Annotated in this window: 24 protein-coding genes; 12 read left to right on the forward strand and 12 right to left on the reverse strand. The window is 60.8% G+C overall.

From position 1 onward, the window contains the following. Genes AWB77_RS07940 through AWB77_RS07950 form a run of 3 tightly spaced genes read left to right on the forward strand, consistent with a single transcriptional unit; the run spans position 1 to position 3,483 of the window. On the forward strand, positions 1-2,247 hold the full coding sequence (locus AWB77_RS07940) for a DUF802 domain-containing protein (protein WP_061133861.1): 2,247 nt from the start codon (positions 1-3) through the stop codon (positions 2,245-2,247). After that, on the forward strand, positions 2,244-2,900 hold the full coding sequence (locus AWB77_RS07945) for an OmpA family protein (protein ID WP_061133862.1): 657 nt from the start codon (positions 2,244-2,246) through the stop codon (positions 2,898-2,900). The genes AWB77_RS07940 and AWB77_RS07945 overlap by 4 nt, the downstream gene beginning before the upstream one ends. Next, on the forward strand, positions 2,884-3,483 hold the full coding sequence (locus AWB77_RS07950) for a DUF2894 domain-containing protein (protein ID WP_061133863.1): 600 nt from the start codon (positions 2,884-2,886) through the stop codon (positions 3,481-3,483). The genes AWB77_RS07945 and AWB77_RS07950 overlap by 17 nt, the downstream gene beginning before the upstream one ends. Before the next feature lie 57 nt (positions 3,484-3,540). Here AWB77_RS07950 and AWB77_RS07955 read toward each other — a convergent pair whose 3' ends face one another. The 8 genes from AWB77_RS07955 to AWB77_RS07990 form a co-directional block, all read right to left on the reverse strand. Then, positions 3,541-4,524, reverse strand: coding sequence for a transketolase family protein (locus AWB77_RS07955; RefSeq protein ID WP_061133864.1), 984 nt, complete (start codon positions 4,522-4,524; stop codon positions 3,541-3,543). Beyond that, positions 4,521-5,363 carry a transketolase gene (locus AWB77_RS07960; RefSeq protein WP_061133865.1) on the reverse strand — a complete coding sequence of 281 codons (843 nt, stop codon included), beginning with the start codon at positions 5,361-5,363 and terminating at the stop codon, positions 4,521-4,523. The genes AWB77_RS07955 and AWB77_RS07960 overlap by 4 nt, the downstream gene beginning before the upstream one ends. 25 nt (positions 5,364-5,388) lie before the next feature. Further along, a complete protein-coding gene (locus AWB77_RS07965) occupies positions 5,389-6,717 on the reverse strand; it encodes an MFS transporter (RefSeq protein WP_061133866.1) in 1,329 nt (442 codons plus the stop codon). Between the two features lie 55 nt (positions 6,718-6,772). Continuing rightward, complete coding sequence (locus AWB77_RS07970; protein WP_061133867.1) at positions 6,773-7,522, reverse strand: SDR family NAD(P)-dependent oxidoreductase; 750 nt, start codon at positions 7,520-7,522, stop codon at positions 6,773-6,775. 93 nt (positions 7,523-7,615) lie between these two features. After that, positions 7,616-8,509, reverse strand: a complete 894-nt coding sequence (locus tag AWB77_RS07975) for a LysR substrate-binding domain-containing protein (protein ID WP_061133868.1) — start codon at positions 8,507-8,509, stop codon at positions 7,616-7,618. Between the two features lie 6 nt (positions 8,510-8,515). After that, complete coding sequence (locus tag AWB77_RS07980; protein WP_061133869.1) at positions 8,516-9,103, reverse strand: peroxidase-related enzyme; 588 nt, start codon at positions 9,101-9,103, stop codon at positions 8,516-8,518. A 45-nt stretch (positions 9,104-9,148) separates the two neighbouring features. Then, on the reverse strand, positions 9,149-11,761 hold the full coding sequence (locus tag AWB77_RS07985; RefSeq protein WP_061133870.1) for a PAS domain-containing hybrid sensor histidine kinase/response regulator: 2,613 nt from the start codon (positions 11,759-11,761) through the stop codon (positions 9,149-9,151). 206 nt (positions 11,762-11,967) lie between these two features. Continuing rightward, complete coding sequence (locus AWB77_RS07990) at positions 11,968-12,159, reverse strand: hypothetical protein (protein ID WP_061133871.1); 192 nt, start codon at positions 12,157-12,159, stop codon at positions 11,968-11,970. 194 nt (positions 12,160-12,353) lie between these two features. Between AWB77_RS07990 and AWB77_RS07995 the strand changes: the two genes are divergently transcribed. The 6 genes from AWB77_RS07995 to treA all read left to right on the forward strand — a co-directional run bounded on the left by AWB77_RS07995 (position 12,354) and on the right by treA (position 18,378). Next, on the forward strand, positions 12,354-13,460 hold the full coding sequence (locus tag AWB77_RS07995; protein WP_244158503.1) for an aldose epimerase family protein: 1,107 nt from the start codon (positions 12,354-12,356) through the stop codon (positions 13,458-13,460). An 87-nt stretch (positions 13,461-13,547) separates the two neighbouring features. Beyond that, complete coding sequence (locus AWB77_RS08000; RefSeq protein ID WP_061133873.1) at positions 13,548-14,429, forward strand: RNA polymerase sigma-70 factor; 882 nt, start codon at positions 13,548-13,550, stop codon at positions 14,427-14,429. Positions 14,430-14,582: 153 nt separating this feature from the next. Beyond that, positions 14,583-15,062: a carboxymuconolactone decarboxylase family protein gene (locus AWB77_RS08005; RefSeq protein WP_061133874.1), complete on the forward strand. Its 480-nt coding sequence runs from the start codon at positions 14,583-14,585 to the stop codon at positions 15,060-15,062. Between the two features lie 38 nt (positions 15,063-15,100). After that, positions 15,101-15,505: a cupin domain-containing protein gene (locus AWB77_RS08010; protein ID WP_061133875.1), complete on the forward strand. Its 405-nt coding sequence runs from the start codon at positions 15,101-15,103 to the stop codon at positions 15,503-15,505. A gap of 75 nt (positions 15,506-15,580) precedes the next feature. After that, positions 15,581-16,588 (forward strand): LysR family transcriptional regulator, encoded by a 1,008-nt coding sequence (locus AWB77_RS08015; protein ID WP_061133876.1) that lies wholly within the window; start codon positions 15,581-15,583, stop codon positions 16,586-16,588. 140 nt (positions 16,589-16,728) lie between these two features. After that, the gene (gene treA, locus AWB77_RS08020) at positions 16,729-18,378 is read left to right on the forward strand and encodes an alpha,alpha-trehalase TreA (RefSeq protein ID WP_096031099.1); all 1,650 of its coding nucleotides are present in this window, start codon (positions 16,729-16,731) and stop codon (positions 18,376-18,378) included. Positions 18,379-18,438: 60 nt separating this feature from the next. Here treA and AWB77_RS08025 read toward each other — a convergent pair whose 3' ends face one another. Continuing rightward, positions 18,439-18,675: a tautomerase family protein gene (locus tag AWB77_RS08025; protein WP_061133878.1), complete on the reverse strand. Its 237-nt coding sequence runs from the start codon at positions 18,673-18,675 to the stop codon at positions 18,439-18,441. Between the two features lie 36 nt (positions 18,676-18,711). Further along, a complete protein-coding gene (locus AWB77_RS08030; protein ID WP_061133879.1) occupies positions 18,712-19,422 on the reverse strand; it encodes an SDR family NAD(P)-dependent oxidoreductase in 711 nt (236 codons plus the stop codon). Positions 19,423-19,587: 165 nt separating this feature from the next. Here AWB77_RS08030 and AWB77_RS08035 point away from each other — a divergent pair, with 165 nt between their 5' ends. Next, positions 19,588-20,328 carry a haloacid dehalogenase type II gene (locus AWB77_RS08035; protein WP_061133880.1) on the forward strand — a complete coding sequence of 247 codons (741 nt, stop codon included), beginning with the start codon at positions 19,588-19,590 and terminating at the stop codon, positions 20,326-20,328. A gap of 62 nt (positions 20,329-20,390) precedes the next feature. On the opposite strand, the gene AWB77_RS08040 is transcribed toward AWB77_RS08035, so the two are convergent. Beyond that, positions 20,391-20,684: a DUF1330 domain-containing protein gene (locus AWB77_RS08040; protein WP_061133881.1), complete on the reverse strand. Its 294-nt coding sequence runs from the start codon at positions 20,682-20,684 to the stop codon at positions 20,391-20,393. Between the two features lie 228 nt (positions 20,685-20,912). Between AWB77_RS08040 and AWB77_RS08045 the strand changes: the two genes are divergently transcribed. Beyond that, the gene (locus AWB77_RS08045; protein WP_061133882.1) at positions 20,913-21,212 is read left to right on the forward strand and encodes a DUF4148 domain-containing protein; all 300 of its coding nucleotides are present in this window, start codon (positions 20,913-20,915) and stop codon (positions 21,210-21,212) included. Between the two features lie 10 nt (positions 21,213-21,222). On the opposite strand, the gene AWB77_RS08050 is transcribed toward AWB77_RS08045, so the two are convergent. Continuing rightward, positions 21,223-22,104, reverse strand: coding sequence for an isocitrate lyase/PEP mutase family protein (locus AWB77_RS08050; protein WP_061133883.1), 882 nt, complete (start codon positions 22,102-22,104; stop codon positions 21,223-21,225). A gap of 147 nt (positions 22,105-22,251) precedes the next feature. On the opposite strand from AWB77_RS08050, the gene AWB77_RS08055 reads away from it, so the two are divergent. Further along, positions 22,252-23,430 (forward strand): alpha/beta hydrolase, encoded by a 1,179-nt coding sequence (locus tag AWB77_RS08055; protein WP_061133884.1) that lies wholly within the window; start codon positions 22,252-22,254, stop codon positions 23,428-23,430. The last annotated feature ends 41 nt before the right edge of the window (positions 23,431-23,471 follow it).

Below are 23,471 nucleotides of genomic sequence, written 5' to 3' on the forward strand. Positions count from 1 at the left end.
ATGCCCCGAAATCTTTTGAACATCGCTGTTTTCTCGATTGGTCTCGCCGCGGTGCTCGGCATCGGCATTGCGTATGTCGCATCGAATGTAGTCGCGTTCGCCGTGACGCTCGTGATCGCCGGTTGCTATCTCGCCGGTGCGGCGGAATTGCGCCGTTATCAGCAGATCACGGCTTCGCTCGAACGAGCCGTCACGCAACTCGTCACCGCACCGCGCAGTCTCGTCGTATGGCTCGACAGTCTTCATCCGGGCCTGCGCAATGCGGTGCGTCTGCGCATCGAAGGCGAACGCGCTGCGTTGCCCGGTCCCGCGCTCGCGCCGTATCTCGTCGGCTTGCTCGTGTTGCTCGGCATGCTCGGCACGCTGCTCGGCATGGTTGCGACCTTGCGCGGCACCGGCACGGCGTTGCAGAGCGCATCCGATCTCACGGCGATTCGCGCATCGCTCGCGGCCCCCGTGACGGGTCTCGGTTTCGCGTTTGGCACGTCGATCGCGGGCGTTGCCACTTCCGCGATGCTCGGTCTGCTCACAACGTTGTGCCGTCGCGAACGTCTGAACGTCACGCAGCAACTCGACATGAAGATCGCGACGACGCTGCGCGTGTTCACGCAGGCGCATCGCAGCGAGGAAACGTTCAAGCTGTTGCAGCTCCAGACCGAACTGATGCCGAGGCTCGTCGATCGTCTTCATTCGATGACCATCGCGATCGAACAGCAAAGTCTTGCGGCGAACGAGCGTCAGGTCGCGAGTCAGGATGCGTTTCATGCGAAGGCGGAGACGTCGTACCGGCGGCTCGCGACATCGGTGGAACTGTCGTTGAAGCAAAGCGTTGCCGATAGCGCGCGTGCCGCCGGCGCCGCATTGCAGCCCGTCATGCAGGCGACGATGGACGGCATCGCGCGCGAAGTCACCGCGTTGCACGGCAACGTCGAGCAGGCGGTCGCGCGTCAACTGGAAGGGTTGGCGAGCGGCTTCGAGTCATCGTCGGCGAAGGTCGCGCAGATCTGGAACGCATCGCTCTCGAAGCACGCGGAATCGAACGCGGCGCTCGTCGGCGAGATGGGCGTATCGCTCGATCGTTTCGCGCAAGCCTTCGAGCAACGCGCGACGAGTCTCGTCGAAGGCGTATCGGCGCATATGGATCGCGTGTCGGGCGCGATGGAGTCGTCGGTGGCGAAGCACGCGCAATCGAGCGATGCGCTCGTCACGCGCATGGACGCATCGTTCGATGCTTTCGCGCGAGCCTTCGATACGCGCTCTTCCACTTTGATCGACGATGTCTCTACGCGTCTCGAAGGCGCGACGAACAACATGTCGCACGCATGGCGCGAAGCGCTCGCCGAACACGCGCGCGCCAACGAGCAGACTGCTTCACAGAACGAGAACGCATTGACGGCTGCCACCGCACGTTTCGAAGAGCATGCGGCGGCGCTCGTGCAATCGGTCGATCGATCGCATGCGGACTTGCGCGCCGAACTCGCGCAACACGGCGATGCGCGTCTTGCTGCATTGAGCGGCGCGCTCGATACGATGGCCGGCTCTCTCCACGAACAATGGCAGCAGACGAGCGAGGTCGCGGCGAATCGTCAGAAGGACATCTGCGATGCGCTCGCGCAAACGGCGCGCAACATGTCCGCGCAATCGCAGGCGCATGCGAGCGCGACCATCGTGGAGATCGAAAAGCTCGTGCAGGCCGCATCGCAAGCGCCGAAGGCTGCGGCCGAAGTCGTCGCCGAGATGCGTCAGAAGCTGTCCGATTCGATGGTGCGCGACACCGCGATGCTCGACGAGCGCAGCCGCCTGCTCGCCACCGTCGAGACCTTGCTCGGTGCGGTGAATCTCGCATCGAACGAGCAACGCGCCGCGATCGATGCACTCGTCGATACATCGGCGACGCTGCTCGAACGCGTCGGCGCGCAATTCACGGGCATCGTAGAAACGCAGTCGGGCAAGCTCGGCTCGATGGCCGCGCAAGTGACGACGAGCGCCGTCGAAATGGCGAGTTTGTCGGATGCGTTCGGCGCCGCCGTGCAGGCGTTCGGCGAATCGAACGACAAGCTCGTCGCGCATCTCGAACGCATCGAAAGCGCGCTCGACAAATCGCTTGCGCGCAGCGATGAACAGCTTGCGTATTACGTCGCGCAGGCGAAGGAAGTCATCGATCTCAGCATGATGTCGCAGAAGCAGATCGTCGAGGACTTGCAGCTTATCGCGGGGCAACGCGTGGCCGGAGCGCGCGCGGCATGAACGATGACATCGACAGCGGCGCGGAGCAGGCCGCGCCGATCTGGGCCGCGTTCGCCGATCTGATGTCGGTGCTGCTGGGCGCATTCGTGCTGATACTCGTCGGTGTGATCGGCGTGCAGTTGCAGTTGGAGGACAAGCTCGATCAGGAAGTGAAGCATCGGCAAGAAGAGACGCAGCGGCGCATCACGCTCGAGCAGGCGCTCGCGGGACCGCTCGCGTCGGGGCGCGTGACGCTCGTGAACGGGCGCATCGGCATCAGCGGCAATGTGCTTTTCGCGCTCAATTCCGATCAGTTGCAGCCTCAGGGCCGCGACGTGCTGAAGAGCCTCGCCGGGCCGCTGTCGACGTATCTGCGCGCGCATGAGGAAATACTCATGGTGAGCGGTTTCGCCGACGATCAACAGGTGCACGAAGGCAACCGGCGCTTCGCGGACAACTGGGAACTCTCGGCGAAGCGCGCACTGACGGTCACGCGCGCGTTGATCGATGCAGGCGTGCCATCCGCGTCCGTATTTGCGGCCGCGTTCGGTTCCGAGCGGCCCGTGAGTTCGAACGCCGATGAAGTCGGCCGCGCGAAGAATCGCCGCGTGGAAATATCAGCTGTGCCGCGTCCATCGGATAGCGTGGCGAAGCCTCATGAGCAACGTGAATAACGTCACTAACGCGACGCCGGCACGCGCGATGCTCGACGCATGGCGCGCGAACGGCGATGATCGCGCGAACCCCGTGCGCTTTCATCTCATCGATGCGCTCGACAAGCGCGCGGCCGCGTACGAAGGCGAGACGCGCGAACGGCTCGAAGAACGCATTGCGCGATTGCTCGATGAATATCGACGCGAGATCGAGCGTGCTGCATCGTCCGACGCATCAATCGGCGATGTCGATGCACGCGGACCGCTCGCAATGCTCGTCGATGACATCGCGAAAGCATCGTCGATGCACGAGACATCGCATGCGGCGTTGCTCGATTACTTTCGCGCCGTGTGGAAGAAAGTCAGCGCGGAGAAGCAGTTGCGCGACTCGCTTGCGCACGTGCCGAAGAATGCGGGGCCGCTCAATTCGAGCAGTCTCGTGCATCGGTCGCTTTCGTTGATGCGCGAAGTATCGCCGGATTATCTGCAGCACTTTCTCGCGTATGCCGATGCACTATCCTGGATGGAAGCGATCAACGCACCGGACGCTGTTGTCGCTACAGAGACGGCGAGCGCGAAGAAAGTCGGGCGCAGGAAGAAGTGAAAGAAATGAGCGTGACGAAGCGCCGCGCGCTGCATGGGTCGCGCGGCGCGCATGATGTCACGCGATCCAGCCTTTGATCGTGCTCGACATCACATCCGTCGAGATGCCGTAGCGATCGTGCAGCGTGGGCAGGGCGCCCGCATCGAGGAACGCATCGGGCAGCGCGATCTGTCGATAAGCGGGCGTAACGCCTGCGGTCAGCAACGCGGTCGCGACCGCTTCGCCCAGTCCGCCGATCACCGTATGGTTCTCGGCCACGACGACGAGACGCCCCGAACGCTTCGCTTCGCGGATGATCGTTTCAGTGTCGAGCGGCTTGATCGTCGGTACGTGCAGCACGGCGACATCGACGCTATCGGCCTGCAATGCCTTAGCGGTTTCGAGCGCGCGCATCGTCAGAATGCCCGATGAGATGATGAGCACGTCGCGTCCGTCGCGCAGCAGCTTCGCCTTGCCGAGTTCAAAACGATAGTCGTATTCATCGAGCACGGCGGGCACGTTGCCGCGCAACAGACGCGCATATACGGGGCCTTTGTGCGCGGCGATGGCGGGCACCATCTGCTCGATATCGAGCGCATCGCACGGATCGATCACGGTCATGTTCGGCATCGCGCGCATCAACGCGAGGTCTTCCGCTGCCTGATGGCTCGGGCCATAACCCGTCGTGAGACCCGGCAGCGCGGCGACGATCTTCACATCGAGATTGTCTTCAGCGATCGTCTGATGGATGAAGTCATAGGCTCGGCGCGTCGCGAATACTGCATACGTCGTGACGAAAGGCTGCGCGCCTTCGTGCGCAAAGCCCGCCGCCGCGCCCATCAGCAATTGCTCGGCCATGCCCATCTGATAGTAACGCTCGGGAAAGGCCTTCGCGAAGATATGCAGGTCCGTGTACTTGCCGAGATCGGCCGTCATGCCGATGATATTCGACTTCGTGCGCGCTTCTTCGACGAGCGCGTGGCCGAACGGCGCGGAACGTGTGACCTGTCCTTCGCTCGCAATCGACGCGATCATCGCGGATGTCTTCAGACGCGTGCTCATGCTTGTCTCCCTGCTTCAAGTGCTTCGAGCGCCAGTTGCCATTCATGGGCATCGACGCGGATGAAATGGTTTTTCTCGCGCTGTTCGAGAAAGGGCACGCCGCAGCCCATCTTCGTATCGCATACGATGATGCGCGGCTTCGCGTCCTTTAGATTGCGCGCGTTATCGAAGGCCGCTTTTACCACGTCGATATCGTTGCCGTTCACGCGCTGCACGTACCAGCCGAACGCCTCCAGCTTGTCGACGAGCGGCTCGAACGACATGATCTGCGTCGAAGGACCGTCGGCTTGCTGATTGTTCACGTCGACCATCGCGATGAGATTGTCGAGCTTCCAGTGCGCCGCCGACATGAGACCTTCCCAGATCGAACCTTCGTCGAGTTCGCCATCGGAAAAGAGCGTATACACGAAGGACTTCGAGCCTTTGCGCTTGAGCCCGAGGCAACGGCCCACCGCGATCGTGAGACCTTGCCCGAGCGAGCCGCCCGACATCTCCATGCCGGGCGTGTAGCTCGCCATGCCGGACATCGGCAAACGACTGTCGTCGCTGCCATAGGTTTCGAGTTCGTTCTGCGGCAGGATCCCTGCTTCGAACAGCGCGGCATACAGTGCGATTGCATAGTGGCCGTTGGAGAGCAGGAAGCGGTCGCGGCCTTCCCATGCGGGATCGTTGGCGCGGTAGTGCATCGCGCCGAAGTACGCGACGGCCAGGACGTCGGCGATGTCGAGTGCCTGGCCGATATAGCCCTGGCCCTGCACTTCGCCCATCAAAAGCGCATTGCGGCGGATACGGTAGGCGCGCTCGGCGAGCGTCACCTCCTCGATGACGGGAGTACTCATGCGTTGTCTCCTTGAATGAATGGAATCAGCGATTGACCGTTTTGGCGGGCACGAAGAACACGAGCACCGAGCCGATTACGATGGCAATCGATATGAAGATCAGACCCGCGGTCGATTTGCCCGTGAGGTCATTGAGCCAGCCGACGATAGCCGGCGAGAAGAAGCCCGCGAGATTGGCGAAGCAGTTGACCGCGGCAATGCCTGCCGCCGCCGACATGCCGCCGAGCACCGCCGTAGGCAACGACCAGAATTGCGACGATGACGCGAGAATGCCCGCCGCCGCGATGCTCACGCAGACGATCGACGCGCCCACGCTGCCGAGCATCGGCAAGGTGGCGAAGCCTGCCGCTGACACGAGCATTGGAATCGCGAGATGCAGGCGGCGTTCGCGGCGCTTGTCTGCACTCGCGCCGATCAGCGGCAGCGCGACGATCGCGCAGAGATACGGAATCGCGGTGAGAATGCCGACCCACAGCGGGTCCGCTACGCCGGTGCGGCGCACGATGGTCGGCAGCCAGAACGTAAGTCCGTATTGGCCCATCACCACACAGAAGTAGATCGCGGCCATCAGCCACAGACGACGATCGCCGATGAATGCGCGAATCGATACATGCTTCACGGTCTGCGCATTGTCCTTCTCGACATTGCGCTTGAGCAGGGCCTTTTCTTCATCGCTGAGCCACTTCGCGCCGGCGATGCCGTTGTCGAGATAAAACAGGATCGCGACACCGAGAAAGATCGAAGGCAGCGCTTCGAGCATGAAGAGCCACTTCCATCCCGCGAGCCCGTGCACGCCCTGGAACGCATGCATGATGTAGCCCGAGAGCGGACCGCCGACGATGCCCGCAAGCGGGATCGCCATGAAGAAAAGCGAGAGCGCTTTGGCGCGCCGCGCCGCAGGGAACCAGTATGTGAGATAGAGAATCACGCCAGGCGCAAAGCCCGCTTCCGCGACACCGAGCAAAAACCGCAGTACATAGAATACCGTCGGCGACTTCACGAACACGAAGCTGGCGGAGATCACGGCCCACGTCAGCATGATGCGGGCGAGCCAGTTGCGCGCGCCCACTTTATGCAGGATGACGTTGCTGGGAACTTCGAAGATGAAGTAGCCGAGAAAGAAGATGCCTGCGCCGACGCCGTAAATCGTTTCACTGAAACGCAGATCGTTGAGCATCTGCAATTTGGCGAAGCCGACGTTGACGCGATCCAGATACGCGCCGAGGTAGCACAGCATCAGAAACGGAATCAGGCGGCGTCCGACCTTCGCATAGGTCTTCGCTTCGAAGCTCGTGGCATCGTCGGACGATGTGAATTCGGCGCTTACCGCAGCCGCGGATAACTTTGATTTCATGTGTGTCTCCATCCATGTTCGACGCCCTGGTTTCCAGGTGCGTCCGTGCGTGCGATCAATGGATCAACATACCGCCGTTGACATCGAGCGTGACACCGGTGAGATAAGAGGAAAGATCGCTCGCGAGATAAAGGCATGCATTGGCGATATCCGCGGCATCGCCGAGACGCGCGAGCGGAATGCCCTTGATGATCTCCGCGCGCATCTCGGGCGTGAGCTTGTCGCCGGTTATGTCGGTTTGGATGAGGCCCGGGGTGATCGAATTCACGCGGATGCCATCGCCGCCGAATTCGCGCGCCATCGCTTTCGCGAGACCGAGCACGCCGGCCTTCGCCGCGCTGTAATGCGGCCCGCCGAAGATGCCGCCGCCACGCTGCGCAGATACCGACGACATGCACACGATGCTCCCGCGCTTCTGCTTTTTCATGTGCGGAATCACGGCTTGCGACATGTACAACGTGCCGCGCAGATTCACGCCGATGACCGCGTCGAAGTTATCCGCGCCTATCTCCAGCGTCTTGATCGGCTGAGTGATGCCGGCGTTATTGATGAGCGCGTCGATGCGCCCATACTTTTCGATCGTCGCGCTGGCGGCGGCGATGCACGCGGCTTTATCGGTGACATCGCAGGCGAGGCCGAGATGGCCTCCGCCCAGATCGTTCGCGGCGCTTTGCGCGTCTGCCTCCTTCAAGTCCAGCACGACAATGCGTGCGCCTTGCGCCGCGAGTGCTTTCGCCGTTGCCTTGCCGATCCCGCGCGCCGATGCCGCGCCCGTGACGATCACTACCTGGTTCTCGAGCAACATCTTTGTCTCCGTCGATTGTCTGGTGTAGGCGCAGTTTCTTCGCCTTCGACCTGACGATCAACGGAGTTTCACTCAACTATTGCTGAGAAATTTTCAGGTATTGCCGTGTCGATCAATCTGCTGATCCATCCACGCGAGAAACTTCGCGACGCGCGGCAAACCAGCGTTCTGGCTCGGGTAAACCAGATGATGCGCGCTCACTTCGATCGCGTGTTCCTTGCCGAAGACAGGCACGAGCGAGCCACGCTCGAGATGTCCCGACGCGAGCATCGTGCTTTCGAGCGCGATGCCGTGACCGAGCGCCGCCGCTTCGAGCGACATATACGAGCGGTCGAACGAGAAGTCGAACGCCTTGCGCTTCACCGCGACGCCGAACTTGCCGAACCATTGCTGCCATTGAACGAGCGGCGACTCGGAGAGAATCAGGCGCCGTTCGAGCAGATCGTCGGGTGAGGCGACGGGAAAGCGTTCGAGATAGGCACGCGATGCGAGCGGCGCGATGGTCTCGTGCCGCAGCGTCTTCACTTCGACATCGCTCCAGTGAGCATAGCCATGACGCACCGCGATGTCGTAATAGCCCGATGTGAACGACACGTCTTCATACGAACACGCGAGGTTCATTTGGATATCGCCATTGGCCTCCTGAAACGCGGCGAGTCGCGGCAATAACCACATCAGCCCGAAGCTCGGGCTCGAATGAATGCGCAGTATCTCGACGGATGTCTCGCTCGATGCACGTTCCGTCGCGCGGTTCAGTTCGGCGAGCGCACCGGTGACATCGGAAAGATACTGCGCGCCGGTAGGCGTGAGCACGAGACCGCGTCCCAGCCGCGTGAATAGCGGCCGCCCGACGATGCCCTCCAGATTCGCCAGTTGATGACTGACGGCCGAAGGCGTGAGGCCGAGTTCGTCGGCGGCGCGGTTAACGCTCTTCGTGCGTGCGACACTCTCGAACGCGATGATGGATTTAAGCGGAGGAAGGCGCATGGATGCTTACTTCGACGCCTTCGGAACGCGTCCCATCAGAAAGAATTCGTCGTTGGGCCGCATCGATATGACATTCGCCATGCGATTCGATAGCCCGAAGAAGGCCGTGATCGCCGCGATATCCCAGATGTCTTCATCGCTGAAGTGATGCGCGTGCAATGCGGCGAAATCGGTGTCGTCCACGGTGCCCGAAGCGCTACACACCTTCAACGCAAAATCGAGCATGGCTTTCTGACGCGGCGTGATATCCGCCTTGCGATGATTCACCGCGACCTGATCCGCGACGAGCACGTTCTTCTCGTAGATGCGCAAGATCGCACCGTGCGCGACGACGCAATAAAGGCAATCGTTGATGGCGCTCGTCGCGACGACGATCATCTCACGCTCGCCTTTGGAGAGGCCGCCTTCCTTGAGCATCAATGCATCGTGATAAGCGAAGAACGCGCGGAATTCGTCGGGCCTATGCGCAAGCGTGAGAAACACGTTCGGCACGAAGCCCGCTTTCTCCTGCACTTCGAGGATGCGCGCGCGGATATCGTCGGGCCAGTCTTGCGGATCGGGAACGGGATATCGGCTGATGGGCTTTTGCGTCATGACGTCCTCGAGGGCTTTGATGGAACGTCCATTGTAGAGCGGGGACTATGAGCGCGTGATGGTCAACGACGACAATAACTTCAAAAGGCTTTCCACGTTCACCGGCTTCACGAAGTGATAGTCGAAGCCGGCCGATTGCGCACGCAACCGGTCTTCCGCTTGTCCATAACCCGTGATCGCGATGAGCAAAGGCGTTCTGTCTCCCTTACGGCGCAGACGGCGTGCGAGTTCATAGCCGTCGATATCGGGCAGGCCGATATCGAGCAGCGCGACATCGGGTTGCAGAAGCGGTGCGCTTTCGAGCGCTTCCGCGGATGAATACGCGACGCGCGCGACATGATCCTCCGACTCGCATAACATGGCGAGCGAATCGGCGGCATCGCGGTTATCGTCGACGACGAGAATGCGCAGGGATTTGCGCGCCTCGCGCGGGCTTTGCTCCGATAACGCGAGCGCAGAATGCCGTTCGTGATGATGCAGGCGCGGCAGCCGAACGGTTACGGTCGTGCCCAGGCCTGGACCGGGGCTTTTCACGGTGATCGTTCCCTTGTGCATCTCCACGAGCTTTTTGACGAGCGAAAGCCCGATGCCGAGTCCGCCATTCGAACGGTCCAGCGTGCGCTCGCCTTGCGCAAAGAGTTCGAATACTTTCGGCAAGAGATCGGCTGAGATGCCCGTTCCCGTATCGGCGATGATAATCGACACCGACTCGTCGTCGGCTTGCACGCTCACCGTGATGCGGCCTTGCTCGGGCGTGTACTTGCTCGCATTGTTCAGCACGTTGACGAGTATCTGCGAGAGGCGCGTGGGATCGCCGCAGACCCATGTGGTCGCATCGGAGACATCGACCTGAATGTTCTGCGAGCGCGACTCGACCATGCCCGCGATGGCCTCGACCGCGTGATAAACCGCCGTGCCGACGAGTATCGGTTCGAGCTGCAATGCAATGCGCCCTTGCGTGATGCGCGACACTTCGAGCAGATCGTCGACAATACGCGTCATGTGCTCGACCTGTCTGCGCATCAAATCGATCAGATCGCGCATATGTGCGTCGCCGTCCTCGTCCTTTTGCAGGAGCGCGATGGCCGTGCGCAACGGCGCGAGCGGATTGCGCAACTCATGCGCGAGCATCGCGAGAAACTCGTCCTTGCGGCGTCCCGCTTCACGCAGCATCAGCTCCATGTGCTTGCGCTCGGTAATGTCGATCACGCTGCCGATGATGCGCAACGGCTCGCCGTCCTTGCTGCGCTGAAGCAGGGCGCTGCCTTGCATCCATTGTTCGCCGTGCCGGTTGCGCACGCGAAATTCGAAGTGTCCGTCGGGGTCTTCGCCTGCCGCGATGCTGCGCACATAACGGTCGAGCGTGGGGCTGTCATCGGGATGCACGCGTGCAAGCGCCGCTTCATAGCCGAGCGTTTCGGTGATCTGCCGCTCGCCGCCCGTTTCGAGCGATAGCGTCCACGTCGCGAGTTCGATCGATGCGATATGAATGTTCGCGGCCTGCATCGCGACCGTCAGGCGCAGGCTGCGTGCTTCGATCGCGGCTTGCGCTTCGTAGCGCGGCGTGACGTCGGTCGTCGTGCCGAACCATTCCTGCAGATTGCCCTTGTCGTCATAGAGCGGCGCGGCATGGGCCTGTACCATCCGATACACGCCGTCGCGCCGATACATGCGAAACGTGAGCGTGCGCGCGATGCCTTCGCGCAAGGCTTCGAGCCATGCCTGATGCGTGCGTTCGCGATCGTCGGGATGAATGTAGTCGAGCCATCCCCAGCCGGACAGCACATCCGGCGACGTGCCCGTGAATTCCTCCCACTCACCGCCCGAAGGACGAATTTCGCCGTTGGCATCGGCGGACCAGACGAGCGCGCCCGTGGTCTCGACGAGCGCACGATAGCGCCGCTCGGAGAGGCTCAGGCGATCTTCATCGGCACGTTGCGCGCTGATATCGAAGCTCACGCCATAGACGCGCGCGAGCACGCCATGTCGATCGAACTCGGGATGACCGCGCATGCGCAGCCAGCGCCGATGTCCTTGATCGCCTTCCAGCACGAAGTCGAATTCGAAAGGACCGCCATTGCGCAATGCTTCCGTCAGCTTGCGCTGGAACGGTTCACGATGCTCGGGCGCGACGCGGTCCCACACTTCCGAGAGCAGCACCGCTTCGGTGCCGGGCGGAAAGGAATAGAGTGCGGCGAGTTGCGCGGTCATGCGCACGACGCGCGTCTTCATATCCCATTCCCACGCGCCCATGCGCGCGCCGGCGAACGCAGCCTGCAAGCGCCGTTCGCTCGCTTCGTACATCTCCCATGCGTGACGGCACTCGTGAATGTCGATAGCGACGCCGACAGTATCGCCGATCTGTCCTTCCTCGTCCCGCCGCGCCTGAAGATGCAGCGTATGCCAGCGGAACGTTCCGTCGTTGCGCAAGAGGCGCACGTCGGCATTGCGAAGCAGCGTGCCGTTACGCATCTGACGCAGCGCATCGAGAACGGGCGCAATGTCATCGGCATGGACAAAAGCATTCCAATGCCGTCCGACAAGCTCGGGAAAGGGAATGCCGAGATAGCGGCAGGCCCACGGATTTGCGTACTGGATTACCCCGTCTCGCGCCGCGCGCCACACGAACGACGGCAGAAAATGAGCAGGATCGTGCATGGGCGTTCTTGCTTCTCTAATCCGGCGAGAGGCGTCGCCGGGCGCTGCATCGAAGGCTGCGATAGCTTAGGGATACCATACAACAAAAGCGATGCCCCACGACGCGGGGCATCTTCAGCTATCGACGTTCCAGCAGCACGCTATGTAATTTGTACTTGTTGGGAAGCCTTTCATCTAATGAATGCGCAACACTGCCGTTTTCGTTCTTATCCCGCTTCGCCTACATCCTTTGGATTGGGCAGAGTGCTTTCCTTGGTGTCATCGGTTTGCTTCGGCGGCTCGGGCTCGTTTTTCATCGACTGCTTCTGTTCTTCGGAAAGACGCCGGTCCGCGACGTTCGGATCATCGGGCGTCTGTCTGGGCGGCGTGGGTCGATCGGCGTTCTCATTTCCGTTCATGTCGGCTCCTTTTCATTAGGGCGTAAGTTGATCGCGTCATTGGAACGCATGACACGTGCCCGGCTCGGCGGGCATAGCCGATGCTTTCCACTGCGCTCCACGGGTCAGCACAGGCCCGATCGAACGATCGTCCTTTCACAGCGCTCATGTTCAACACTACCCACACGCTCATCCGTTGCGCCGCGCTTGTCTGCATGACATCGACGTCGATGTACAGTGCGGCTGCGTCAATCGCTTCGGCACCTTACGGCGCGACGCAGCAAGGACAAGCCGTCATGCAGTACACGCTCTCGAACACGCGCGGCGTGACGATGAACTGCATCACGTATGGCGGTATCGTGACGCGTCTCGACGTACCGGACCGGCGAGGCCGCCGCGCGGATATCGTGCTCGGCTTCGGCTCGCTCAACGACTACGAGAAGTACAACGGCAAGATTCATTTCGGCGCTTTGATCGGCCGCTTCGCAAACCGCATCGCCGACGGCAAGTTCGATCTCGACGGCCACACCTACAAGCTGCCCGTCAACGAGCCGCCCAATACGTTGCACGGCGGCCCGCATGGTTTCGATGAAAAGGTCTGGACCGTCGTGAAGACGTTTCAGGGTACGCAGGGCGCGGGCGTGCAGCTTCGTTATGTGAGTCCCGATGGCGAGAACGGTTTTCCCGGCTCGCTTACTGTCGATGTGACCTACACGCTTACCGACGACAACGAAGTGCGTATCGACTATCGCGCGAAGACCGACAAGCCGACTGTCGTGAACCTCACGAACCACAGCTATTTCAATCTGGCGGGCGAGGGCAGCGGCAATATCGAAGAGCAGCTCATCATGATTGCGGCATCGAGCTATACGCCCACGCGCGCCGATTCGATTCCGACTGGTGAAATATCGAGTGTCGAAAACACGCCGCTGGATTTGCGCGCGCTGACGCCGATCGGCGCTCGGCTGCGTTCGCAGAATCAGCAGATGCGCTACGCGCATGGCTACGATCAGAACTGGAAGCTCAACAGGAACGGCGTGCGCAATGGTGAACCTGGCTTTGCCGCGCGCGCCTACGATCCGTCGAGTGGCCGCGTGCTCGATGTCTATACGACGCAGCCGGGCATACAGTTCTATACGGGCAACGGACTCGATGGCAGCGTGACCGGTACGTCGGGCACGTCTTATCGGCAAACGGATGGCTTCGCGCTCGAAACGCAGCACTTCCCGGACTCGCCGAACCGGCCAGCGTTCCCGTCTACCGAACTCAGGCCCGGCGACGAGTATCACGAAGTCACAGTGTGGAAGATCGGCGTTCGTTAGCCGCGAGCGTGGCCGCACGCGCGTAAGATACGAACACCTTCAACATCGATGGCTTTGCAGTCTGCCGGGAAACGAGGATCTGCCTTCATGGACGACGCCACGCGCGAGTTCGATCGCCTGCGCCCTCGCTTGCAGGGCATCGCATATCGCATGCTCGGATCGGTTGCCGAAGCCGAGGACATCGTGCAGGACGTATGGCTGCGCTGGCATGCAGCGGCGCGCGACGCTATCGAGAGTGCGGAGGCGTGGCTCGTCGCGGTGACGACGCGCCATTCGATCGACCGGTTGCGCGCCGCCAAATTGCAGCGCGAACATTACGCGGGCATCTGGCTGCCCGAGCCGCAGATCACCGAGCCGCCCGCGACGCCTGAGGAAGTCACCGAGCGCGCGGACGATGTGTCGGTCGCTTTTCTCATGTTGCTCGAGCGTCTGACGCCCGAAGCGCGCGCGGCGTTTCTGTTGCGTGAAGTCTTCGATGCCGATTACGCGGAGGTCGCGAGCATCATCGGCAAGACCGAGGCCGCATGCCGGCAACTCGTGAGCCGCGCCAAAGGACAGCTACGCGAAGAACGTCCGCGCCGTTCGGTGCCGCGCGAGATTCACAGGCGTCTGCTGCATGCTTTCGCGCGTGCGCTCGAACATGGCGATTTCGCGGCGATCCACGCGATGCTCGCGGAAGAGGCGACGCTCATCGGCGATGGCGGCGGACACGTGCAGAGCTTCCCGAAGCCGCTCATCGGCGCCAAGCGCATCGCACAGCTTTTCTATGCCGCGTTTCTGCGTTACGGAGCAGGCGTGCGTCTCGAACTCGTCATGCTCAACGAGCAATGGGCGCTGCTGCGCTTCATCGACGGAGCACTCGAATCCGCCCAGACGTACGACATCGAAGACGAACGCATCGTGCGTATTCAGGTGCAACGCAACCCCGAGAAACTCGAACGTATCGCGGCCCGCTTCGGCGGCGCGTGAATGACGTCATGCGATGCCAGTGATGCGATTGGTGCGTCTAAGGCAACAGCATGCGCACGCTCGCGCGTCTACCGAAGCGCGCCGCGCAAACTTACGATGACGTCCACGCCGGTTACGCAAACCGGCGACCTCTCAACCAGGCATGGAGTCATCATGACGCAGCGAATCAACTATATCCAACAATCGCCGGAGCTGTTCAGGAAGTTCTATGAATTCAGTCAGGCGGTGCGCGAATGCTCGATCGAACAGACGACGCGCGATCTCATGACGCTGCGCGCATCGCAGATGAATGGCTGCGCCTTCTGCGTGGATATGCACGTGAAGGAAGCGAAGATTCACGGCGAGCGCGAACTGCGCACGCATCACGTTGCCATATGGTGCGAGTCGACGCTGTTCTCGCCTCGCGAACGCGCCGCGCTCGCGTGGACCGAAGTATTGACGCGCATTCCCGAGCACGGCGTGTCCGACGATCTCTATGCACGCGTGCGCGAGCAGTTCACGGAGAAGGAATTGTCGGACCTGACGTACATCGTCATGGAGATCAATGGATGGAATCGCGCTAACGTCGCCTTCCAGACGGTGCCCGGATCGTCCGACAAGGCGTTCGGCCTGGACAAGGCCAACCTGTCGTAACGCGCGACGCGCCGTCATTCGATCATGGGAGAACGATCATGCAAGGCTTCGAACGCGTGAAGTTTGCGCTCGCGCTCGGATGCGCGGCGCTGGTGAATGCGGCGCAGGCCGCGCCGCAGGCTATCGTCAAGGAACTGATGACGAAGCCGCTACCCGAATATCCGGGCAAGGAAGCGCTGATGATCAGCGTGGAATATCCGCCGGGCGCGGTCGATCCGGTTCATCGGCACGACGCGCATGCTTACGTGTATGTGCTCGAAGGCACGATCGTCATGCAGGTAAAAGGCGGCAAGGCCGTAACGCTCAAACCCGGCGACACCTTCTATGAAGGCCCTGACGATATTCACACGGTCGGCCGCAACGCGAGCAACACGAAGCGCGCAAAGTTCATCGTGCTGCTTCTCAAAGACAAGGACAAGCCGGTCCTCACACCGGAGAAATAAAAAATCGGCATGGCGTGTCACAAACCGTGCGGCGCAAACGTCTTGTGATACAGAGCCACTACGTTTCGTGCCGCCATGCCATCCGATTTCGCGTGTCATTCCGACGATTCCCTCGCCTATAGCTTCGTGTCGAGTTATGCGGGCGTCGTTTCGTTTCTTGCCGTCGCCAATGAAGGCAGCTTTGCGAAAGCGAGCGACCGCCTGGGCATCGGCCGTTCCGCCGTCAGCCGCAATGTGCAGAAGCTCGAAGCGCAACTCGATGCCCGTCTCTTCCTTCGCACGACGCGCAGCACCTCGCTCACGCGCGAGGGCGAACTCTTCTACAAGAACTGCCAGCCGGGCGTGGAGCGCATCGTGCAGGCGCTGGAAGATATGCGCGAGTTGCGCAACGGGCCGCCGCGCGGACACTTGCGCATCGCATCGGCGCCAGGCTTCGGCCGCAAGGTCGTCGCGCCGCTTCTTGCGGACTTCAACGCGCGCTATCCGGAAATCGCGCTGGAGCTGCTGCTCAACGATCGCCCGTGCGATTTCACCGCGGAGCGCGTCGATGTCGCATTCCGCGATGGTCATATGGAAGATAGCGAGGTCGTCGCAAAGCAATTGATTCCGATGCAGATGATCGTATGCGCTTCGCCTGTCTATGCGCGCATGCATGGGATGCCGCGTCATGTCGATGATCTCGACGAACATCGCTGCATCAATTTCCGGACGTCGGCGGGTCGCATCGCCGACTGGACCTTCAAGGTCGATGGCTTCGCTCAGAAGCGCTCGCCCGCCGCGCGTCAGACGTTCAACGATATCGATCTGATGTTGCAAGCCGTGCTCGATGGACAGGGCATCGCGCAATTGCCCGCGTATCTCGTCTGCGATCAGGTCAAGGCGGGACGCCTCGTCATGTGTCTTGCGCAACATGCACCCGACGATGGCGGCCACTATCTCTGCTATCTCAGCCGCAAGCATTTGCCCGCGCGCGTGCGCGTTTTTGTCGATTACATGACCGAACGCACGCGCACACTCGATCTGCACGGGTTCTCGACGATCGTCACGAATACGAACACGCGACAATGGGCACCGGTCGATTGAAACCATCAGCGATCTGCCCGATGCGCAAGGGTTGCCACCGTCGTGCAAGCGTGCGATCCTTCGCCGTGCTGTGAATAGATCAAAACAAGAACGGCCCGAGCGAGACCAGTCCGGTTCAATCACCCTTCGGAGGAGTGAGCATGATCGCACTGACATCGCATCGAGCGGCACACGAAGCGTCGCGGCGCTTCCGGTTCAGGGCATGGGGAATGCTGGGCGCCTCGCTCGTCATGAGCGCGGCGGCGAATCTCGCTTATGCGGATGCACAAAGCGGCTATAAGCTGCTGCCGCCGCCGAGCGAGCTGTACGGCGATCTGTTCGTCGCCGTGCAGACGCAGGGCGTTTATCCGGATCAGAAGACGTTCGTCGACGCCGTGCCGAAGATCGATCCCGCGCAGATCGTGCAGGCTTATCATCAGCAGATGTCGGTGCCGGGTTTCTCGCTCAAGAACTTCGTCGCACAATACTTCACGCCGCCCACGGATCAGGTCATCACGCCGCCGCCGAATCAGACGCTGCGTGAGCATATCGACTGGCTCTGGCCTGAGCTCACGCGTTTGACAACGACTGCGAACACGCCGGCCAATAGCTCGCTCATTCCGATGCCCAAGCAATACGTCGTGCCCGGTGGACGTTTTCGCGAAGGCTACTATTGGGATACCTATTTCACGATGCTCGGTCTTCAGGAATCGGGCCGCGAAGATCTCGTCGACGACATGCTCGATAACTTCGCGTATCTCATCGACACGATCGGGCATATCCCGAATGGCAACCGCACGTATTACGTGAGCCGCTCACAGCCCCCATTCTTTTCTTATATGGTTGAACTTGCCGCGCGCAAGGAAGGCGGACGCGTCTATCAGAAGTATTTGCCGCAATTGCGCCGCGAATACGGTTACTGGATGCAGGACGCCGATACGTTGCAGCCGAGCGGCGCGACGCGCAACGTCGTGATGTTGCCCGATAAGACCGTGCTCAACCGCTATTGGGACGAACGCGATACGCCGCGTGACGAGTCCTATTCGGAAGACGTTGCCACTGCGAAACTGGTCAAGGATCGTCCGGCGAACGAGGTCTATCGCGACCTGCGCGCGGCCGCCGAAAGCGGCTGGGATTTCAGCTCGCGCTGGTTCGGAGACAACATGACGCTTGCGACCATCCGCACGACATCGATTATTCCGGTGGATCTGAATAGCCTGATGTTCCACCTCGAAACGACGATAGCTATCGGATGCGGCGAAGCGCGCGATTTTCGCTGCGTCGGCGAGTTCGTTGGGCGGGCGGCGAAGCGCGCCATTGGGATCAACAGATATCTCTGGAACAAGAACGGATACTACGGCGATTACGACTGGAAGCTCGGGCAACCGCGCAATAATCCATCGGCGGCGATGCTTTATCCGCTCTTCGCGAATGCGGCGTGGCCCGAACGCGCGCACAAGACTGCACAAACAGTCGAAACGCTTCTGCTGAAACCGGGTGGACTTACGACGACCACGTACAACACGACGCAGCAATGGGATGCGCCGAACGGCTGGGCGCCGCTGCACTGGATCGCGGTGCAAGGACTTACGCGTTATGGACGCGGCGACCTCGCGCAGCAGATAGCCACGCGCTTTCTTGGCGACGTCAATCACGTCTATAAGACGCAGCAAAAGCTCGTGGAGAAGTACATCGTGGAAGGCGAGGGGACGGGCGGCGGCGGAGGCGGCGAGTATCCGTTGCAGGATGGCTTTGGATGGACGAATGGCGTGACCTTGAAACTGCTCGATCTTTATCCGGGAGCGCAATAAGTTATCGAACGGCCGGCGTCGCAGCAATATGCATGCGGCGATGCCGGCTAATGCCAAAGCTCAACTTTGCTTCGCCTGCTTGTGCCGACGATACTCCGGAACGGTCATCCCACCGACGCCCCAGTTATCCATATCCACTTCCTGAATGACGACGAATGTCGTATCGAGCGGCTTGTTCAACACGTCGAGCAATAGCTTGCTTGCGCCTTCGATGAGTTGCTTCTTTTCTTCGGCGGTGACAGCATTCGCGCCGGGCGTGTGGCCTTCGCGTGTGACCTGAATCGTAACGATCGGCATGGCGATCTCCTTGAGTGGCAGACGGTGAAGAATCGATCAGTGTCCCGCGCTTTGACCGCCATCGACATGCAGAATCTCGCCTGTCACGAAGGGCGCGGAATCGAGGTACAACACGGCGTTCGCGATATCGCTCATTTCTCCCATGCGGCCCATCGGATGCAGCGCGCCGAGTGCATCGTGCGTGTCAGGCGCGTGCATCGGCGACTTGATGATACCGGGCGACACTGCATTCGCACGAATGCCAGACTTCGCGTATTCGATAGCAAGCGATTTCGTCGCGGCATTCAGACCGCCTTTCGTGAGCGATGCGAGCACTGAAGGCACGCCGCTCACCGCATGATCGACGAGCGTAGTCGTAATGTTGACGATATGCCCGCTCTTGTTCTTTTCCATCTGCTCGATGGCCAGTTGTGTGATATTGAAGAAGCCATTCAGGTTCACGTTCAAAAACGCGGCATAGTCGTCCTGCGTATAGTGCGTGAAGGGTTTGGCGATAAAGATGCCCGCATTGTTGACGAGCGTATCGATGCGGCCGAATCGCGCGATCGCCGCTTCCACGACACGTTGCGCCGTGGCGCGTTCGCCGATATCGCCCGCGACGGCGATGACATTCGAATCGTCCGGCTGCTGAATGGAACGGGCGGTCGCGACGACACGGTAATCTTGCGCGCGAAACGCATTGACGATTTCAGCGCCGATGCCTTGCGATGCACCGGTAACGATGACGACCTTGTTTGCGTTGCTCATAATGAACCTCGATAGGAATTGAATTGGGCCTATTGCGAACCGGACCAACGGCTCCGATGGGACGTAATCTAGGCCTTTCGAGATTCGTTGCGTACACCCGCGATGGACAATCAGTCTTGCACGCGAGGAACAAATGGCTTTCGCAGGAATGGATCAGACGAATGAATGCAAGGGAGAAAAGACGTGAGCTTGGGCAACGTAAAGGCATTCGTATTCGATGTATTCGGCACGGTAGTGGACTGGCGCGGCGGCGTCGCGCGCGAGGCCGCGCCGTTCCTTCAACGTTATGGCGCTGCGGGCGCGCGGCCCGAAGCATTCGCGGATGCATGGCGCAGCCGCTATGTGCCCGCGATGCGAAAGGTGAGCGGCGGCGAGCGGCCATTCGTTCGCCTCGACGTACTGCATCGCGAGAATCTGCTGGATGTGCTGCCGGAGTTCGGCATCGATCCGAACGACGTTCCCGCCGAAGCCATCGACGAACTGAACCTTGCATGGCATCGGCTCGATCCGTGGCCGGATTCGATCGAAGGCTTGCGACGGCTCAAGACGCGCTATATCATCGCGCCGCTTTCGAACGGCAACATCCGGCTGATGGTGGATATGGCAAAGCGCGCGGGATTGCCATGGGATGCGATTCTCGGCGCCGAGATCGCGCAGATCTATAAGCCCGACCCGCGAGCCTATCTGCGCACGGCCGACGTGTTGATGATGAAGCCGGAAGAAGTCTGTCTCGTCGCCGCGCATAACGACGATCTCGCAGCGGCAAGGAAGTGCGGCTTGCGCACGGCATTCGTTGCGCGGCCGTATGAGCGCGGCCCCGGTCAGGCGGTCGACTTGAAAGCCGAAAGCAATTGGGATGTCGTCGCGAACGACATGAATGAACTGGCCGATGCGGTTCACGCCTGAAAGACGCGAGCATCGGCCAGTGAAAAGCGCCTTAACGCGACGTTAAGTGACGTCAAGCGACGTCAAGCGACGCCCTCGACGATGCGAAAATCGCGCACGACGGAATCGCCCAGCACTTCCAGTGCGTGCTGATACGTCGCGCTGTTATAGGCGGTGACGGCGGCCTCGAGCGAATCGAATTCGATGACGACCGTTCGCTCCAGCGCGCCTTCGCCTTGCGCCTTCGCAGCCACGCCCCGAACCAGCGGGCGGCCGCCGCCTTCCGAGATCGCTTGTGTCGCGATCTTTGCATATTCGGCAGCCTGATCGGGCTTCATGATCTGCTTGTAGACGCTGACCCAATATCCTTTTGCCATCTGTTATCTCCAGTGTTGAAGGGCGCTTTGCGCCATCAGGCGAACGCAACGCGCTTGTGCGTTCAATCCGCCGGCCAGCATAGCAAATTCTGGATTGTGCGCGTTTCTGCGAAGAGTGCTTTCCTGCGATAGGGGTTAACCCGAGAGGGTCAGCGTCATAGACTGCTCTCACTGCTTCGAACGACACGTAGTTCGAAGCCAGGCACCTCATAACACTGGAGTTTCATCATGAAGTCGTTCATTCGCGCAGCACTCGTTGCCACCGCTCTCGTCGTTCCCGTCGCTTCGTTCGCTCAAAGCCAGATCACGCGTGCTCAGGTGCAAGCTGAACTCGTCGAACTGCAGAGCGTCGGTTATCACGTCGGCGACGGCGATCAGGCGCATTATCCGGAAGCGATTCAGGCGGCCGAAGCCAAGCTCGCCGCACGTCAAGGTGCGACGGCTTACGGCGGCGCGGCTAATGGCACGTCGCAATCGGGCGGCGCGCGCGTGTCGCAATCCGATTGGAACGCGATGTACTCGCGCTAAAACAAAGCATCTAATCAGCGGCGTATTTGCGATCGAGTTCGTCGAATAGCGGCTTGTTCACGAGCCGCTGACGTTCCGCAAAGGGCGCGACGACCGATGGATCTTCATCGAGCCGTCCCTGCGATTTCAATGCGCCGAGTGCGGTCTGCATGCCGCGCACGGCGCTTTGCAATGCCGCGTTCGCATAGAGCACGAGGCTGAAACCCAGGCGTTGCAAATCCGCCTGATCCGTCACTGGCGTCTTGCCGCCGATCACGATGTTGATGAGTTGTGGCGCATCGAGCAGCTTCGGCAGCGATGCGATCTGCTCCGGCGTTTCGATAGCTTCCACGAAGAGAATATCCGCTCCCGCTTCGACGAATGCGCGTGCGCGTTCGATTGCCGCGTCGAAGCCTTCCACCGCGCAGGCATCGGTGCGCGCAATGATCTGGAAGTTATCGTCTTCACGTGCATCGACGGCGGCGCGTATCTTGCCTGTCATTTCGGTGGTCGATATCACGGCCTTGCCAGCGAAGTGACCGCATTTCTTCGGCATGACCTGATCTTCCAGCTGGATCGCATCGGCGCCCGCGCGCTCCAGCGTGCGTACCGTATGGCGCACGTTGAGCGCATTGCCGAACCCCGTATCCGCATCGACGATGAGCGGCAGGTCCACTGCATCGCGAATACGCGCCGTATGTTCCGCGATTTCCGCGAGGCCCATGAAGCCGAGATCGGGCATGCCGAGCGACATGTTCGTCACGCCCGCACCGGTGATATAGATCGCTTCGAAGCCGAGATCGGCGGCGACGCGCGCGCTCATCGCATTGAACGCGCCGGGCAAAAGCAGCGCGTTACGTGCGTTGACACGTTCGCGGAAGGCGGCGCGGCGGCGTGAAGAAGGAGTGGTCATGGCTTCGGTTCCGGGAGAGAGGTTGCGTATTCGGCGTCGATGTACGCGCGCTACGATGATGGTACGACATCCGGCCGCGCAGAGTCTTTCATGGCGTTTTGATATGCTCGGGACATAGAGCGATGCGTTCGCGCAAAGGAGACACGCATGAATCAACCGTCGAACGATCTGCCTTTACCGGACGGCATTCGCGCGCGCATGATCGACAACGGCAATGGCTTGTCGATGCATGTGCTCGAGGCCGGATTCGACGCACCCGATCGCCCTTGCATCGTGCTCTTGCATGGCTTTCCGGAACTCGCGTATAGCTGGCGCAAAGTAATGAAGCCGCTTGCCGATGCGGGCTTTCATGTTATCGCGCCGGACCAGCGAGGTTATGGGCGCACAGTCGGCGGCACAGCTTTGTTCGATTCCGATCTCGACGAGTTCACCTTTCCGAACCTCGTGCGCGATGTGCTGGGTCTGGTTTCGGCGCTGGGTTATCGCAGGGTTGCATCGGTTATTGGGCATGATTTCGGTTCGCCTGTGGCAGCGTGGTGCGCGTTGATTCGGCCCGATGTGTTTGCGTCCGTCGTGATGATGAGCGCGCCTTTTGCCGGGCCGCCTGCATTCCCGTTCAACACGGCGAAGAACGATGCGAGGCTTGCACGCATCGAAACGGCACCATCGGTCATGGCCGAAGCGGTTGCGGCCCTCGCTTTGCTGAATCCGCCGCGCAAGCATTACCAATGGTATTACTCGGGTGCACAGGCCAATGAGGACATGTGGCACGCGCCGCAAGGTCTCGCTGCGTTTCTGCGCGCGTACTATCACGTCAAGAGCGCGGACTGGCCGGGCAATCATCCGCGTCCGCTCGAATCCGTGACGGCCGATCAGCTTGCGATGCTGCCGACCTATTACGTGATGAATGCCGATGCGACGATGCCGCAAACAGTCGCGGAGTACATGCCGGATGAAGCGAGCATCGCAGCGTGCGCATGGCTTCCCGATGCGGATCTGCAAATCTATGCAAGCGAGTATGAACGCACCGGTTTCCAAGGCGGATTGAACTGGTATCGCTGCGGCACCGATCCTCGTTTTGCCGCCGCATCGCGCACGTGGTCCGGACGCACGATCGACGTGCCCGCATGTTTCATCGCAGGCGCGAGCGATTGGGGCTATTACCAGCGACCGGGGGATTTCGAAGCGATGCGCGTGCTGGCCTGCACCAACTTTCGCACGGCGCATTTGATCGAGGGAGCAGGGCATTGGGTTCAGCAAGAGCAGCCGAGTACTGTTGTCAACCGTATCTTGCGATTCCTGAGACAGGACGTGCCGCCAATCTGAAGAAAATGTTTCCAGACGTGTCGGAAGTTTCTTCTTGTAAG

Source organism: Caballeronia fortuita, from assembly GCF_001544835.2.
Taxonomy (GTDB): domain Bacteria; phylum Pseudomonadota; class Gammaproteobacteria; order Burkholderiales; family Burkholderiaceae; genus Caballeronia; species Caballeronia fortuita.